We start from the raw sequence: 16,321 nt of genomic DNA on the forward strand, positions 1-16,321 counted from the left end.
ATGCACGAGAATCAACAACCACAAACCGAGGCTTTTGAGCTGAGTGAAGCAGAACGTGCCGCCATTGAGCACGAGATGCACCACTACGAAGACCCGCGTGCGGCGTCCATTGAAGCGCTGAAAATCGTACAGAAACAGCGTGGTTGGGTGCCGGATGGGGCGATCTATGAGATCGCGAAAGTGCTGGGTATTCCGGCAAGTGACGTAGAAGGCGTCGCCACGTTCTACAGCCAGATCTTCCGTCAGCCGGTAGGCCGCCATGTGATCCGCTACTGTGACAGCGTTGTCTGCCACATCACCGGTTATCAGGGCATTCAGGCTGCGATTGAGAAAAAGCTCAATATCAAGCCGGGCCAGACCACGTTCGATGGACGCTTTACCCTGCTGCCAACCTGCTGCCTGGGTAACTGCGACAAGGGGCCGACCATGATGATTGATGAGGACACTCACAGCCATCTGACGCCGGAAGCGATTCCTGACCTGCTGGAGCAGTACAAATGAAAACTGTAATTCGTACTGCTGAGACGCATCCGCTGACCTGGCGTCTGCGCGATGACAAACAGCCGGTATGGCTCGACGAATACCAGAGCAAAAACGGCTATGCCGGCGCGCGTAAAGCCCTTGGCGGCATGGCGCCGGATGACATCGTTAACGCGGTGAAAGACTCCGGCCTGAAAGGTCGCGGCGGTGCGGGCTTCTCCACCGGTCTGAAGTGGAGCCTGATGCCGAAAGACGAATCCATGAACATCCGTTACCTGCTGTGTAACGCCGATGAAATGGAGCCGGGCACCTATAAAGACCGCCTGCTGATGGAACAGCTACCGCACCTGCTGGTGGAAGGCATGCTGATCTCCGCGTTTGCGCTGAAAGCCTACCGTGGCTACATCTTCCTGCGCGGTGAGTACATCGAAGCGGCGGAAAACCTGCGTCGCGCGATTGCTGAAGCCACCGAAGCGGGGCTGCTGGGTAAAAACATCCTGGGTACCGGCTTTGACTTTGAACTGTTCGTGCACACCGGCGCAGGGCGTTATATCTGCGGTGAAGAAACCGCGCTGATTAACTCCCTGGAAGGCCGCCGCGCGAACCCGCGTTCCAAGCCACCGTTCCCGGCAAGCTCCGGCGTATGGGGTAAACCGACCTGCGTAAACAACGTTGAAACCCTGTGTAACGTTCCGGCTATCCTCGCCAACGGCGTGGAGTGGTATCAGGGCATCTCCTCAAGCAAAGATGCCGGTACCAAGCTGATGGGCTTCTCCGGTCGCGTTAAAAATCCTGGCGTCTGGGAACTGCCGTTCGGTACCACCGCACGTGAAATTCTTGAAGATTATGCCGGCGGCATGCGTGATGGACTGAAATTCAAAGCCTGGCAGCCGGGTGGGGCAGGGACAGACTTCCTGACCGAAGCCCACCTTGACCTGCCAATGGAATTCGAAAGCATTGGTAAAGCAGGCAGCCGTCTGGGTACGGCACTGGCGATGGCCGTCGACCACGAGATCGGCATGGTCTCGCTGGTGCGTAACCTGGAAGAGTTCTTCGCCCGCGAGTCCTGCGGCTGGTGTACACCGTGCCGTGATGGTCTGCCGTGGAGCGTGAAGATCCTGCGTGCAATCGAACGTGGCGAAGGCCAGCCTGGGGATATCGAGACGCTTGAGCAACTGTGTCGATTCTTAGGCCCGGGTAAAACCTTCTGTGCCCACGCACCAGGTGCCGTCGAACCGCTGCAGAGCGCGATCAAATATTTCCGCGACGAGTTCGAAGCAGGCATCAAGCAGCCGTTCAGTAATACCCATGCGATTAATGGGATTCAGCCGAACCTGCTTAAAGCGCGCTGGTAACGACAAGAATTTTGATTAACGCTCGGTTTCGACCGAGCCAACTGGAAGCATGCTAATGGCTACGATTCATGTAGACGGCAAAGAATACGAAGTCAACGGGGCGGACAACCTGCTGGAAGCTTGTCTGTCTCTTGGCCTCGATATTCCGTACTTTTGCTGGCATCCGGCGCTGGGCAGCGTCGGTGCTTGCCGCCAGTGTGCGGTGAAGCAATATCAAAACGCGGAAGACACGCGTGGTCGCCTGGTGATGTCCTGTATGACGCCAGCCACCGAAGGCACTTTTATTTCGATTGATGACGAAGAAGCCAAACAGTTCCGCGAAAGCGTTGTGGAATGGTTGATGACCAACCACCCGCACGACTGTCCGGTCTGTGAAGAGGGCGGTAACTGCCACCTTCAGGATATGACCGTGATGACCGGCCACAGCTTCCGTCGCTATCGCTTTACCAAGCGTACCCATCGTAACCAGGACCTGGGGCCGTTCATCTCTCACGAAATGAACCGCTGCATCGCCTGCTACCGCTGCGTGCGTTACTACAAAGACTACGCAGACGGTCAGGATCTGGGCGTATATGGCGCGCACGATAATGTCTACTTCGGTCGTCCGGAAGACGGTACGCTGGAAAGCGAATTCTCCGGTAACCTGGTAGAAATCTGCCCGACCGGCGTATTCACGGATAAAACTCACTCCGAGCGTTACAACCGCAAATGGGACATGCAGTTTGCGCCAAGCATCTGCCAGCAATGTTCCCTCGGCTGTAACACCAGCCCGGGTGAGCGTTACGGCGAGCTGCGTCGTATTGAAAACCGTTACAACGGCACCGTTAACCACTACTTCCTGTGCGACCGCGGTCGTTTCGGCTATGGCTATGTGAACCTGAAAGACCGTCCGCGTCAGCCGGTTCAGCGCCGTGGCGACGACTTCATTACCCTGAACGCTGAGCAGGCGATGCAGGGCGCAGCAGATATTCTGCGTCAGTCGAAGAAAGTGATCGGTATCGGCTCCCCGCGTGCCAGCATCGAAAGCAACTTCGCGCTGCGCGAGCTGGTTGGATCGGAAAACTTCTATACCGGTATCGCTCAGGGCGAGCAGGAACGTCTGCAGCTGGTACTGAAAGTGCTGCGTGAAGGCGGTATTCATACCCCAGCGCTGCGCGAAATCGAATCTTATGATGCGGTCCTGGTGCTGGGTGAAGACCTGACGCAGACGGGCGCACGTGCGGCTCTGGCGGTTCGTCAGGCGGTGAAGGGTAAAGCACGTGAAATGGCAGCGGCGCAGAAAGTGGCTGACTGGCAGATTGCGGCGATCCTGAACATCGGCCAGCGCGCGAAGCATCCTCTGTTTGTGACCAACGTCGACAACACCCGTCTGGACGATATCGCGGCGTGGACTTACTGCGCACCGGTTGAAGATCAGGCTCGCCTCGGCTTTGCGATTGCCCACGCGCTGGACAACAACTCGCCGGCCGTAGAGCTGGATCGCGACCTGCAAAACAAGGTTGACGTGATTGTTCAGGCCCTGGCAGGTGCGAAGAAACCGCTGATTATTTCCGGTACCAACGCCGGCAGCGCGGAGATCATTCAGGCGGCAGCAAACGTTGCCAAAGCCCTTAAAGGCCGCGGTGCGGACGTCGGTGTGACCATGATTGCCCGTGCGGTAAACAGCATCGGTCTGGGCATGATCGGTGGCGGCTCGCTGGAAGCAGCGTTAAGCGAACTGGAATCCGGTGCCGCTGACGCCGTTGTGGTGCTGGAAAACGACCTTCATCGCCACGCCTCTGCTGCTCGCGTTGACGCCGCGCTCTCCAAAGCGCCGCTGGTGATGGTCATTGACCATCAGCGCACTGCGATCATGGACAAAGCGCACCTGGTGCTCTCTGCGGCAAGCTTCGCGGAAAGCGACGGTACCGTTATCAACAACGAAGGTCGCGCCCAGCGTTTCTTCCAGGTTTATGACCCGGCGTACTACGACAGCAACACCGTGATGCTGGAAAGCTGGCGCTGGCTGCACTCCCTGCACAGCACCGTGCAGAGCCGTGAAGTGGACTGGACGCAGCTCGATCACGTTATCGACGCGGTAGTGGAAAAACTGCCTCAGCTGGCAGGCATTAAAGATGCCGCACCTGAAGCAAGCTTCCGCATTCGCGGCCAGAAACTGGCGCGTGAACCGCACCGCTACAGCGGCCGTACCGCGATGCGCGCCAACATCAGCGTGCACGAACCGCGCCAGCCGCAGGATAAAGACACCATGTTTGCCTTCTCCATGGAAGGGAACAACCAGCCGTCTGCGCCGCGTTCGCAAATCCCATTCGCATGGGCACCGGGCTGGAACTCCCCGCAGGCATGGAACAAGTTCCAGGCTGAAGTGGGTGGCTCCCTGCGCCACGGCGATCCGGGCGTACGTCTGATCGAAGCCTCCGAAACCGGTCTGGACTTCTTCACCACCGTACCGGCGAGCTTCCAGGCGCAGGATGGCAGCTGGCGTATCGCGCCGTACTACCATCTGTTCGGTAGCGACGAGCTGTCCCAGCGTTCACCGGTCTTCCAGACCCGCATGCCGCAGCCGTACATCAAGCTCAACCCGGCGGATGCCGCGAAGCTTGGCGTAAACGCGGGCGCAAACATTGCCTTTAGCTATGACGGCCAGACAATCAGCCTGCCGCTGATTATCTCCGAAGGTCTGACAGCAGGGCAGGTGGGTCTGCCGATGGGTATGCCTGGCATCGCGCCGGTTCTGGCGGGTGCGCGTCTTGATAATCTGCAGGAGGCAAAAGCATGAGTTGGTTAACGCCGGATCTTATCGACATCCTGCTGAGCATTCTGAAAGCGATTGTTATTCTGCTGGTGGTGGTTACCTGCGGCGCGTTCATGAGCTTTGGTGAACGTCGTCTGCTCGGTCTGTTCCAGAACCGTTACGGACCGAACCGCGTGGGCTGGGGTGGTTCACTCCAGCTGGTCGCGGACATGATCAAGATGTTCTTTAAAGAGGACTGGATCCCGCGCTTCTCTGACCGCGTGATCTTTACTCTGGCACCGATGATCGCCTTCACCTCGCTGCTGCTGGCGTTTGCTATCGTTCCGGTCAGCCCGACCTGGGTGGTCGCTGACCTGAACATTGGCATTCTGTTCTTCCTGATGATGGCAGGCCTCGCGGTTTACGCGGTGCTGTTCGCAGGCTGGTCCAGTAACAACAAATACTCGCTGCTGGGTGCGATGCGTGCTTCCGCGCAGACGCTGAGCTACGAAGTGTTCCTGGGTCTCTCCCTGATGGGCGTGGTGGCGCAGGCCGGTTCATTCAACATGACCGACATCGTCAACAACCAGGCTGACATCTGGAACGTTATCCCGCAGTTCTTTGGGTTTATTACCTTTGCCATCGCGGGCGTGGCGGTATGTCACCGTCACCCGTTTGACCAGCCAGAAGCCGAACAGGAACTGGCCGACGGTTACCACATTGAATATTCCGGTATGAAATTCGGTCTGTTCTTCGTGGGCGAGTACATCGGTATCGTCACCATTTCCGCGTTGATGGTAACACTGTTCTTCGGTGGCTGGCATGGCCCGTTCTTACCGCCGTTCATCTGGTTCGCGCTGAAAACCGCGTTCTTCATGATGATGTTCATTTTGATTCGCGCAGCGTTACCGCGTCCGCGTTATGACCAGGTAATGTCCTTCGGCTGGAAAGTGTGCCTGCCGCTGACGCTCGTCAACTTGTTGGTAACGGCCGCTGTCATTCTCTGGCAGCAGCCATAAGGGGCAATAGACCATGACCTTAAAAGAATTACTGGTGGGCTTTGGTACCCAGGTACGCAGTATCTGGATGATCGGCCTGCACGCGTTTGCCAAACGCGAAACCCGGATGTACCCGGAAGAGCCGGTATATCTGCCGCCGCGCTACCGTGGCCGTATCGTGCTGACGCGCGACCCGGACGGTTCCGAGCGCTGCGTTGCCTGTAACCTGTGTGCGGTAGCGTGCCCGGTAGGCTGTATCTCTCTGCAGAAAGCCGAGACGGTAGACGGCCGCTGGTACCCTGAGTTCTTCCGCATCAACTTCTCACGCTGCATCTTCTGCGGTCTGTGTGAAGAAGCGTGCCCAACCACGGCGATTCAGCTGACTCCAGACTTCGAGCTGGGTGAGTACAAACGTCAGGACCTGGTGTACGAGAAAGAGGATCTGCTGATTTCCGGTCCGGGCAAATACCCGGAATATAACTTCTACCGGATGGCGGGTATGGCAATCGACGGCAAAGATAAGGGCGAAGCAGAGAACGAAGCTAAGCCTATCGACGTCAAGAGCCTGTTACCGTAAGGAGAGGGCAATGGAATTCGCTTTTTATATCTGTGGCCTTATCGCCATCCTGGCTACGCTGCGAGTGATTACGCACACCAATCCGGTGCATGCGCTGCTGTACTTAATCATCTCGCTGCTGGCCATTTCCGGGGTGTTCTTCGCACTGGGCGCGCACTTCGCCGGTGCGCTGGAAATCATCGTCTACGCCGGGGCCATCATGGTGCTGTTCGTGTTCGTGGTGATGATGCTGAACCTGGGCGGCTCTGAAATTGAGCAGGAACGTCAGTGGTTAAAACCGCAGGTGTGGATTGGTCCGGCAATTTTGTCGGCCATCATGCTGGCGGTGATTGTTTACGCCATTCTGGGCGTCAACGATCAGGGCATCGACGGCACGCCGATCGGCGCTAAAGAGGTCGGTATCACGCTCTTTGGCCCATACGTTCTGGCGGTTGAACTGGCCTCAATGCTGCTGCTGGCAGGTCTGGTTGTTGCTTTCCACGTTGGCCGCGAAGAGCGTGCTGGCGAGGTGCTGAGCAACCGCACTGACGACCGCGCGAAAAGAAAAACGGAGGAGCGCGCATGATCCCCTTAACACATGGACTGATCCTCGCTGCGATTTTATTCGTTCTGGGTTTGACCGGTCTGGTTATCCGCCGCAATCTGCTGTTTATGCTGATCGGTCTGGAAATCATGATTAACGCCTCCGCGCTGGCCTTCGTGGTCGCCGGAAGCTACTGGGGCCAGACCGATGGTCAGGTGATGTACATTCTCGCCATCAGCCTCGCGGCCGCCGAAGCGAGTATTGGCCTGGCGCTGTTGCTGCAGCTCCATCGTCGCCGCCAGAACCTGAACATCGATTCAGTAAGTGAGTTGCGTGGATGAACATGCTTGCCTTAACCATTATTTTTCCGCTGATTGGCTTCGTGCTGCTGGCGTTTTCTCGCGGCCGCTGGTCTGAGAATCTGTCTGCAACCGTGGGCATTGGCTCCATCGGTCTGGCTGCGCTGGTAACGGCGTATGCGGGTATCGATTTCTTTAACAACGGGCGTCAGCCTTTCAGCGTGCCGCTGTGGACGTGGATGTCGGTCGGTGATTTCAACATCGGCTTCAATCTGGTGCTGGACGGCCTCTCGCTGACCATGCTCTCCGTGGTCACCGGCGTTGGCTTCCTGATCCACATGTTCGCCTCCTGGTACATGCGCGGTGAAGAGGGTTATTCCCGCTTCTTCGCCTACACCAACCTGTTTATCGCCAGCATGGTGGTTCTGGTCCTGGCCGATAACCTGCTGCTGATGTATCTGGGCTGGGAAGGCGTAGGTCTGTGTTCTTACCTGCTGATCGGTTTCTACTACACCGATCCGAAGAATGGCGCAGCGGCCATGAAAGCGTTCGTTGTGACCCGCGTGGGTGACGTCTTCCTCGCTTTCGCGCTGTTCATTCTTTACAACGAACTGGGCACGCTGAACTTCCGCGAAATGGTGGAACTGGCGCCGGCGCACTTCGCTGCAGGCAACAACATGCTGTGGTGGGCTACGCTGATGCTGCTGGGTGGCGCCGTGGGTAAATCCGCGCAGCTGCCGTTGCAGACATGGCTGGCCGACGCGATGGCGGGTCCAACCCCTGTCTCCGCGCTGATCCACGCCGCGACCATGGTAACCGCCGGTGTCTACCTGATTGCGCGTACCCATGGCCTGTTCCTGATGACCCCGGAAATTCTGCATCTGGTGGGTATCGTCGGTGCGGTCACCCTGGTGCTGGCAGGCTTTGCCGCGCTGGTGCAGACCGACATCAAACGCGTTCTCGCGTACTCCACCATGAGCCAGATTGGTTACATGTTCCTGGCGCTGGGCGTTCAGGCGTGGGACGCGGCAATTTTCCACCTGATGACGCACGCGTTCTTTAAAGCGCTGCTTTTCCTCTCATCCGGTTCCGTGATTCTGGCCTGCCATCACGAGCAGAATATCTTCAAGATGGGCGGGCTGCGTAAGTCCATTCCGCTGGTTTATGTCTGCTTCCTGGTGGGCGGCGCGGCGCTGGCGGCACTGCCGCTGATCACCGCGGGCTTCTTCAGTAAGGACGAAATCCTTGCGGGTGCCATGGCGAATGGTCATATCAATCTGATGGTTGCGGGTCTGGTCGGTGCGTTCATGACCTCCCTGTATACCTTCCGTATGATTTTCATCGTATTCCACGGTAAAGAACAAATTCACGCTCACGCAGGGAAGGGGATTACCCACCACCTGCCGCTGATTGTGCTGCTGGTACTGTCCACCTTCGTTGGCGCGATGATTGTGCCACCGCTGCAGGGCGTACTGCCAGACACCACCGAGCTTGAGCACGGTCGCGTTCTGACGCTTGAAATCACCTCCGGTGTGGTCGCTATCGCGGGCATCCTGATCGCTGCATGGCTGTGGCTGGGCAAACGCACGCTGGTGACTGCCGTTGCCAACAGCGCGCCGGGCCGTCTGCTGGGCACCTGGTGGTACAACGCGTGGGGCTTCGACTGGCTGTACGACATGATCTTCGTTAAGCCGTTCCTGGGCATTGCGTGGCTGCTGAAGCGCGACCCACTGAACAGCCTGATGAATATCCCGGCGATCCTTTCTCGCTTTGCAGGTAAAGGCCTGCTGTACAGCGAGAACGGTTACCTGCGCTGGTATGTGGCGTCCATGAGCATTGGTGCGGTTGTCGTGCTGGCGCTGCTGATGGTGTTGCGTTGATCGTTAAGTGAATTTTATTCGAATTCGTTGAAAATCAGGCCCCTGCTGGGGGCCTTAAAAAGGAATGTAAATCGCCATGTTACTACCCTGGCTAATATTAATTCCCTTCATCGGCGGCTTCCTGTGCTGGCAGACTGAACGCTTTGGCGTGAAGATGCCGCGCTGGATCGCGCTGATCACCATGGGATTGACGCTCGCGCTTGGCCTGCAACTGTGGTTGCAGGGCGGTTACTCACTGACCCAGTCTGCGGGCATTCCGCAGTGGCAGTCTGAGTTCATTCTGCCGTGGATCCCTCGTTTCGGCATTACGATCCACCTGGCGATTGACGGTCTGTCGCTGCTGATGGTGGTGCTGACCGGTCTGCTCGGCGTTCTGGCGGTACTTTGCTCCTGGCGAGAAATCGAAAAATACCAGGGCTTCTTCCACCTGAACCTGATGTGGATCCTGGGCGGCGTGATCGGCGTGTTCCTTGCCATCGACATGTTCCTGTTCTTCTTCTTCTGGGAGATGATGCTGGTGCCGATGTACTTCCTGATCGCGCTGTGGGGCCACAAGGCGTCCGACGGTAAAACGCGTATCACGGCGGCAACCAAGTTCTTCATCTATACCCAGGCGAGTGGTCTGGTGATGCTGATTGCTATTCTGGCGCTGGTGTTTGTTCACCACAACGCGACCGGTACCTGGACCTTCAACTACGAAGATCTGCTGAAGACGCCAATGTCCCACGGCGTTGAATACCTGCTGATGCTGGGCTTCTTCATCGCGTTCGCGGTGAAAATGCCGGTCGTTCCGCTGCACGGCTGGCTGCCAGACGCGCACTCTCAGGCACCAACGGCGGGTTCCGTTGACCTGGCGGGCATCTTGCTGAAAACGGCCGCCTATGGTCTGCTGCGTTTCGCACTGCCGCTGTTCCCGAATGCCTCCGCAGAGTTCGCACCGATTGCCATGTGGCTGGGTGTGATCGGTATCTTCTACGGTGCCTGGATGGCCTTCACGCAGTACGACATTAAGCGTCTGATTGCCTACACATCCGTTTCCCACATGGGCTTCGTGCTGATTGCTATCTACACCGGCAGCCAGCTGGCGTACCAGGGCGCGGTGATCCAGATGATTGCGCACGGTCTGTCCGCAGCCGGCCTCTTCATCCTGTGCGGTCAGCTGTACGAACGTCTGCATACCCGCGACATGCGTATGATGGGAGGCCTGTGGAGCAAAATTAAGTGGCTGCCAGCGCTGTCCATGTTCTTCGCGGTGGCTACCCTGGGGATGCCGGGTACCGGTAACTTCGTCGGCGAATTTATGATTCTGTTCGGCAGCTTCAAAGTGGTACCGGTGATTACCGTGATCTCCACCTTTGGTCTGGTGTTCGCTTCCGTGTACTCGCTGGCGATGCTGCATCGCGCCTACTTCGGTAAAGCGAAGAGCGAAATTGCTGCACAAGAACTGCCGGGGATGTCGCTGCGTGAGCTGTTCATCATCCTGCTGCTGGTCGTACTGCTGGTGCTGCTGGGCTTCTTCCCGCAGCCGATTCTGGATACCTCGCATAGCGCGATGGGTAACATCCAGCAGTGGTTTGTTAATTCTGCTTCTACTACAAGGCCGTAATTCGCCATGACAATAACTCCACAACAACTGATCGCGCTGCTACCGCTGCTGATCGTCGGATTGACGGTGGTGGTTGTGATGCTCTCCATTGCGTGGCGACGCAATCACTTCCTGAATGCCACGCTGTCGGTCATCGGCCTGAACGCCGCGTTAGTCTCTCTCTGGTTTGTTGGCCAGGGTGGGGCAATGGACGTCACGCCGCTGATGCGCGTTGACGGTTACGCCATGCTGTATACCGGTCTGGTGCTGCTGGCGAGCCTGGCAACCTGTACCTTTGCGTACCCGTGGCTCGAAGGCTACAACGACAATAAAGAAGAGTTTTACCTGCTGGTTCTGATTGCCGCGCTGGGCGGCATTCTGCTGGCGAATGCGAACCACCTGGCCGCGCTGTTCCTCGGTATTGAGCTGATCTCTCTGCCGCTGTTCGGCCTGATTGGTTACGCCTTCCGTCAGAAGCGCTCCCTGGAAGCAAGTATCAAGTACACCATTCTGTCTGCTGCTGCGTCCTCGTTCCTGCTGTTTGGTATTGCGCTGCTGTACGCACAGTCCGGTAACCTCTCTTTCATGGCGCTCGGCAAGAGCCTCGGTGACGGCATGCTGCATGAGCCGCTGCTGCTGGCAGGTCTGGGCATGATGATTGTTGGCCTCGGCTTCAAACTCTCTCTGGTGCCGTTCCACCTGTGGACGCCAGACGTCTACCAGGGCGCTCCGGCTCCGGTGTCGACCTTCCTGGCGACGGCGAGCAAGATCGCTATCTTCGGTGTGGTCATGCGTCTGTTCCTGTACGCGCCTGTGGGTGACAGCGAAGCGGTTCGCGTGGTGCTGGGCATTATCGCGTTCGTCTCCATCATCTTCGGTAACCTGATGGCGCTGAGCCAGACCAACATCAAGCGTCTGCTGGGCTACTCGTCTATCTCTCATCTGGGCTACCTGATGGTGGCGCTGATTGCGCTGCAGAGCGGCGAGATGTCGATGGAAACCGTGGGCGTGTATCTGGCCGGTTACCTGTTCAGCAGTCTCGGCGCCTTCGGCGTGGTGAGCCTGATGTCCAGCCCGTACCGTGGCCCGGATGCCGATTCACTGTTCTCCTACCGTGGTCTGTTCTGGCACCGTCCGATCCTGTCCGCGGTAATGACCGTGATGATGCTCTCTCTGGCAGGTATCCCGATGACGCTTGGCTTCATCGGTAAGTTCTACGTGCTGGCCGTCGGTGTGCAGGCGCACCTGTGGTGGCTGACTGCGGGCGTGGTTATCGGCTCCGCGATTGGTCTCTACTACTACCTGCGCGTGGCCGTGAGCCTGTACCTGAGCGCGCCTCAGCAGCTCAACCGTGATGCCCCAACCAACTGGCAGTACAGCGCCGGTGGTATCGTCGTGCTTATCTCCGCACTGCTGGTGCTGATCTTCGGTATCTATCCGCAGCCGCTGATTGATATCGTGCAGCGAGCGATGCCGCTGATGTAAAAACAAAAAACCCGCCTCGGCGGGTTTTTTTATGGTTTGCCCAGCGGCGCTACGCTTGCAGGGCCTACGGGTTTTGTAGGTCGGGTAAGCGTTGCGCCACCCGACTAAGCCAGCTGCTTCCTGCTAATTAAAGGCCCGTCAATCTTCTTCATCGAGCGATCCAGCACTTCCTCAATCACCGACGACAGCTCGTTCAGCTCAAACTTCGCCACATATCCGTCCGCCTTCACCTTGCGAATATGGTCTTCGTTGGCGTTGCCGGAAAGGGAAGAGTGGATCACTACCGGAATGTCCTTCAATATCGGATCGGTTTTGATTTTGCGCGTCAGCGTAAAACCGTCCATCTCCGGCATTTCGAGGTCGGTCAGCACCAGAGCGATCTTATCGGTGATGGGAACCCCTTCAGCCTGCGCCTGTGCGGCCAGCACGCCAATTTTCTCCCACGCGTCTTTGCCGGTGATATGCAGCTGCGCGGGGATCTCCATCGCCTGCAGACCTTTCTCCAGCATCGATCGCGCCACCTTGGAATCTTCTGCAACGATGGCGACAGCGCCTGGCTTGATATGGAATTTGGTGGTCTTCAGATTCGTGGCGTGCAGATCGTGATTGGCCGGGGTGATGTCATACAGGATCTGCTCAACGTCCAGCACCATCGCCAGATCGTTGGTATCGGTCTTCTCGTCAAGACACGCGATGCTGGTGATGTAGCGACCGCTGACGGCGGTTTCCGCCGCATGCACCTGCTTCCAGTCCAGACGCATGATGTTCTCAACCGATTCCACGGCAAACGCCTGCACGCTGCGCGCATATTCGGTGATCAGCAGGATGTTCAGCCCGGTGGTGGGCTTACAGCCCGCCACGGCGGCCAGGTCAATCACCGGGATCACCTGATCGCGAATATTCACCATTCCCATCAGCGGCGATTTCATCCCGGCGGGTTTCGTGAACTCCGGCATCGGCACAATTTCACGCAGCTTAAAGACGTTAATGCCAAACAGCTCGGATTTATTTTCGTTCAGAGAGGTGCCAAGACGGAACAGCAACAGTTCAAAACGGTTCGACAGGGTCAGATTCGCCCTGTCATCAATATCTTTCTGGAAATTATCCATTCTACCCTCGAGAGAAATGCTGACCTTTTAATCGTTATCGGCATCCTGAGGGAAAAATGAAGGACTAAACGCTAACCTGAGCGAAATCTTCGGCCAGCTCACATTCCGGGAACAGCGCGCGGCACTCTGCCAGCAGGCTTGCGCATCCCCGCGCGTCGTAGCGCGAGCTGACGTGGGTGACGATGAGCCGCCCGACGCCCGCGTCACGGGCAAGCTGCGCCGCCTGACGCGTGGAGCTATGGCCCCGGCTGTTGGCTTTCTCTTCCATCGCCGTTTCAAGCGTCGCTTCATGCACCATCACGTCCACGCCCTGAGCCAGCGTGAGCGCCGCCGGGCACGGGGCCGTATCGCCAAAAATCGCCAGTTTTTTGCCGGGCTGCGGTGCGGCGAGATAATCCTGGCCGTTAATGACGCGTCCGTCCTCCAGTGTGACGGTCTCTCCGTGCTTAAGACGCTGGAACAGCGGCCCGGGTTTTACGCCATCGGCCATCAGCGCGGCGGCGTCCAGCGCGCCGGGTTTATCATGCGCATCAATACGGTAGCCATAGCACTCCACAGGATGATTGAGCGGTTGAGCGGTAACCCGGTAATCCCCGTCATCAAAAACCAGGCCTTCGGCAATCTCAACGACCTCCAGCGGATAATCGGTCCATGACCCGCTCAGGCGTAGCGTAGTTTCGACAAATTCACGAATACCCGCTGGCCCGTAAATCGTCAGCGGGTTAGCGTTACCGGCCATCGAGCGGCTGCACAGCAGGCCGGGAAGGCCAAACAGGTGGTCGCCATGCAGATGGGTGATAAAAATTTTATCCAGCTTGCCGGGGTGGTAAGCGGTGTGTAACAGCTGATGCTGCGTCCCTTCACCGCAGTCAAACAGCCACAGCCCGCCGCGGGTGGGATGCTTAAGATCCAGCAGGATCGCCGTCACGTTCCGTGAGCGGGTTGGCACGCCAGCGGACGTACCCAGAAAAATCAGTTCCATAACGCAATCAGCCCTTTGCCGAACGGGGAGGGGTTTAGTATAACGTGATGAACCCCAGGAAGGAGACTGACATGATCCAGTGGCAAGATTTACATCATAGCGACCTCACCGTTGATTCACTTTACGCCCTGCTGAAGCTGCGCTGTGAAGTGTTTGTTGTGGAACAGACCTGCCCGTATCAGGACATCGACGGCGATGACCTCGTTGGTGAGAACCGCCATATCCTCGGCTGGCGGGATAACGAGCTGGTGGCATATGCGAGGATTCTGAAAAGCGAAGACGATTTTGAGCCTGTCGTCATTGGCCGCGTCATCATCAGCGGCAAGGCGCGGGGTGAAAAGCTGGGCTATCAGCTGATGGAAAAAACGCTGGAGACGTGCCGGAAACAGTGGCCGGACAAGGCGTTATACCTGGGCGCGCAGGCGCATCTTCAATCCTTTTACGGACACTTTGGCTTTGCGCCAGTGACGGATGTATATGACGAAGATGGCATTCCGCATATCGGCATGGCGCGAGAAGTGAAACAGGCGTAATGGCATCTCGTTGGCTATAGTTAGCGGACTGGTGTACTAACATGGAGAAAAATATGTCATTTCAATCCTGGGATACCCGTATCGACGACGACCTGGCCTTGCTGAGCGAAACGCTGGAAGAGGTGTTACGTTCGTCCGGTGACCCTGCCGATCAGAAATATATTGAGCTAAAAGCCCGTGCCGAGCAGGCGCTGCATGAAGTGAAAAACCGCGTCAGCCATGCGTCAGATACTTACTACTACCGTGCCAAAAAAGCGGTGTATCGTGCCGATGATTACGTGCATGAAAAACCGTGGCAGGGTATTGGGGTGGGTGCTGCCGTGGGGCTGGTGCTGGGGCTGCTGTTAGCCCGTCGTTAAGCCGCTTAACCACTCCCTATACGTGGGTACTGCTATTTATGGCCAGTACCCCGTATAATATGACGTTTTAACAGGGAGAGGTTCGCGTGAATTCGATTTTCCTCGCGCTGGAGCAACTGCGTACCCAGCTATCGCAAGCGTTACCCGCAGCACCCGGCATACGTCATTTCGACGTCACTTTCCCGTTAAACGACGCCTTCGATCCCCTCGCCTGGCTGGGCGAGCAGCAGTGTTATCCGCAGTTTTACTGGCAGCAGCGTAACGGTGATGAAGAGCTGGCCGCGCTGGGGGCGGTCAACCAATTTTCCTCTCTGGCATTAGCTTCGCAGTTTTTGCGCGCGCAAAACGCGGCAAGTGATACCCGCATCTGCGGCCTGAACGCCTTTAATCCCGAACAGGGTAGCCTCTTTTTACCGCGACTGCTCTGGCGACGCACCGCCGGCAACGCCACGCTGCGCCTTCAGCTGTGGAGTGACCGCTCCCTTGTGGAGGATGCCCGCGTCGCGCAGGATTTTTTACAGCAGCTCCGTCCTGCGAGATCTATCCGTCCGCTCTCCGTGCAGGTTGAGCACGAAACCCATCAGCCGCAGCAGGCCGAATGGCTGAAGCTTATACGCAGGGCGACGGAGACCATCGCGCGCGGTGACTTTGACAAGGTTGTGCTCGCCCGGGCAACCGATCTGCAGTTCACACAGCGCGTTAACCCTGTCGCGCTAATGGCCGCCAGCCGCGCCCTCAATTTACATTGCTATCATTTCTGCATGGTATTCGACGCCCGCAACGCGTTTCTCGGCTCTACGCCCGAGCGTCTCTGGCGGCGGCGCGGCAAGCTGCTGCGCACGGAAGCGCTCGCGGGAACCGTCGCCAGCCATACTGATGATAGCCAGGCGCAGCGTCTCGGCGAGTGGCTGCTGAACGATGATAAAAACCAGCGCGAAAATATGCTGGTGGTGGAAGATATCTGCCAGCGTCTTCAGCACTCTACGCAGACGCTTGAGGTACTGCCCCCCCAGGTGGTACGCCTGCGTAAGGTGCAGCATTTGCGCCGCTGTATCTGGACCGAGCTGAAACAGGCCGACGACGAGCAGTGTCTGCTCATGTTGCAGCCGACCGCGGCGGTTGCCGGATTACCCCGACAGCCCGCGCGCGAGTTTATCCGGAAGGTTGAACCCTTTAACCGCGAGTGGTACGCCGGTTCGGCCGGGTATTTATCCCCCGAACAGAGTGAGTTCTGCGTGGCGCTGCGCTCCGCGCGCGTTCAGGAGGACTCCCTGCGGCTCTACGCCGGTGCCGGTATTGTCAGCGGATCTGACCCGGAGCAGGAGTGGCAGGAGATTGAAAACAAAGCAGCCGGATTGCGCTCTCTGCTCCTAAGGGATTAACACAGATTCGCGCAATCCCGATTCATATCAAAATTCCAAT

15 protein-coding genes are annotated in these 16,321 nt (G+C 57.6%); 13 read left to right on the plus strand and 2 right to left on the minus strand.

Annotated elements, in window-relative coordinates; all coding sequences use genetic code 11:
* From nuoE to nuoN, 10 genes are all read left to right on the plus strand, one after another.
* The gene (nuoE, locus tag UTM25_RS04250; protein ID WP_006176513.1) at positions 1-501 is read left to right on the plus strand and encodes an NADH-quinone oxidoreductase subunit NuoE; all 501 of its coding nucleotides are present in this window, start codon (positions 1-3) and stop codon (positions 499-501) included.
* Complete coding sequence (gene nuoF, locus UTM25_RS04255; RefSeq protein WP_023312536.1) at positions 498-1,835, plus strand: NADH-quinone oxidoreductase subunit NuoF; 1,338 nt, start codon at positions 498-500, stop codon at positions 1,833-1,835. Before nuoE ends, nuoF begins: the two co-directional genes overlap by 4 nt.
* A 55-nt stretch (positions 1,836-1,890) precedes the next feature.
* Positions 1,891-4,614 (plus strand): NADH-quinone oxidoreductase subunit NuoG, encoded by a 2,724-nt coding sequence (nuoG, locus tag UTM25_RS04260; protein WP_194400384.1) that lies wholly within the window; start codon positions 1,891-1,893, stop codon positions 4,612-4,614.
* Positions 4,611-5,588, plus strand: coding sequence for an NADH-quinone oxidoreductase subunit NuoH (nuoH, locus tag UTM25_RS04265; protein ID WP_008500211.1), 978 nt, complete (start codon positions 4,611-4,613; stop codon positions 5,586-5,588). Before nuoG ends, nuoH begins: the two co-directional genes overlap by 4 nt.
* Positions 5,589-5,601: 13 nt before the next feature.
* Positions 5,602-6,144: an NADH-quinone oxidoreductase subunit NuoI gene (nuoI, locus tag UTM25_RS04270; RefSeq protein WP_003861491.1), complete on the plus strand. Its 543-nt coding sequence runs from the start codon at positions 5,602-5,604 to the stop codon at positions 6,142-6,144.
* A gap of 10 nt (positions 6,145-6,154) precedes the next feature.
* Positions 6,155-6,709, plus strand: coding sequence for an NADH-quinone oxidoreductase subunit J (gene nuoJ, locus UTM25_RS04275; protein WP_023312534.1), 555 nt, complete (start codon positions 6,155-6,157; stop codon positions 6,707-6,709).
* Positions 6,706-7,008: an NADH-quinone oxidoreductase subunit NuoK gene (nuoK, locus tag UTM25_RS04280; protein ID WP_003861496.1), complete on the plus strand. Its 303-nt coding sequence runs from the start codon at positions 6,706-6,708 to the stop codon at positions 7,006-7,008. Before nuoJ ends, nuoK begins: the two co-directional genes overlap by 4 nt.
* Positions 7,005-8,846, plus strand: coding sequence for an NADH-quinone oxidoreductase subunit L (gene nuoL, locus UTM25_RS04285; protein WP_014884634.1), 1,842 nt, complete (start codon positions 7,005-7,007; stop codon positions 8,844-8,846). The genes nuoK and nuoL overlap by 4 nt, the downstream gene beginning before the upstream one ends.
* Before the next feature lie 76 nt (positions 8,847-8,922).
* The gene (nuoM, locus tag UTM25_RS04290) at positions 8,923-10,452 is read left to right on the plus strand and encodes an NADH-quinone oxidoreductase subunit M (RefSeq protein WP_023312532.1); all 1,530 of its coding nucleotides are present in this window, start codon (positions 8,923-8,925) and stop codon (positions 10,450-10,452) included.
* Between the two features lie 6 nt (positions 10,453-10,458).
* Positions 10,459-11,916: an NADH-quinone oxidoreductase subunit NuoN gene (gene nuoN / locus UTM25_RS04295; RefSeq protein ID WP_023312531.1), complete on the plus strand. Its 1,458-nt coding sequence runs from the start codon at positions 10,459-10,461 to the stop codon at positions 11,914-11,916.
* 104 nt (positions 11,917-12,020) lie between these two features.
* Here the strand turns inward: nuoN and UTM25_RS04300 are convergent, their stop codons facing one another.
* Entirely contained in the window at positions 12,021-13,025 is a 1,005-nt protein-coding gene (locus UTM25_RS04300; protein WP_033146077.1) for a chemotaxis protein, read from the minus strand.
* A gap of 64 nt (positions 13,026-13,089) precedes the next feature.
* On the minus strand, positions 13,090-14,007 hold the full coding sequence (gene rbn, locus UTM25_RS04305; protein WP_182071322.1) for a ribonuclease BN: 918 nt from the start codon (positions 14,005-14,007) through the stop codon (positions 13,090-13,092).
* Positions 14,008-14,078: 71 nt separating this feature from the next.
* On the opposite strand from rbn, the gene UTM25_RS04310 reads away from it, so the two are divergent.
* From UTM25_RS04310 to menF, 3 genes are all read left to right on the plus strand, one after another.
* A complete protein-coding gene (locus tag UTM25_RS04310) occupies positions 14,079-14,540 on the plus strand; it encodes a GNAT family N-acetyltransferase (protein ID WP_194400386.1) in 462 nt (153 codons plus the stop codon).
* A 53-nt stretch (positions 14,541-14,593) separates the two neighbouring features.
* A complete protein-coding gene (elaB, locus tag UTM25_RS04315) occupies positions 14,594-14,899 on the plus strand; it encodes a stress response protein ElaB (protein WP_008500219.1) in 306 nt (101 codons plus the stop codon).
* A gap of 86 nt (positions 14,900-14,985) precedes the next feature.
* Positions 14,986-16,281, plus strand: a complete 1,296-nt coding sequence (gene menF, locus UTM25_RS04320; protein WP_194400388.1) for an isochorismate synthase MenF — start codon at positions 14,986-14,988, stop codon at positions 16,279-16,281.
* Positions 16,282-16,321 lie beyond the last annotated feature (40 nt).

It is taken from the genome of Enterobacter sp. 61D5, from assembly GCF_034107965.1.
Classification (GTDB): domain Bacteria; phylum Pseudomonadota; class Gammaproteobacteria; order Enterobacterales; family Enterobacteriaceae; genus Enterobacter; species Enterobacter cloacae_M.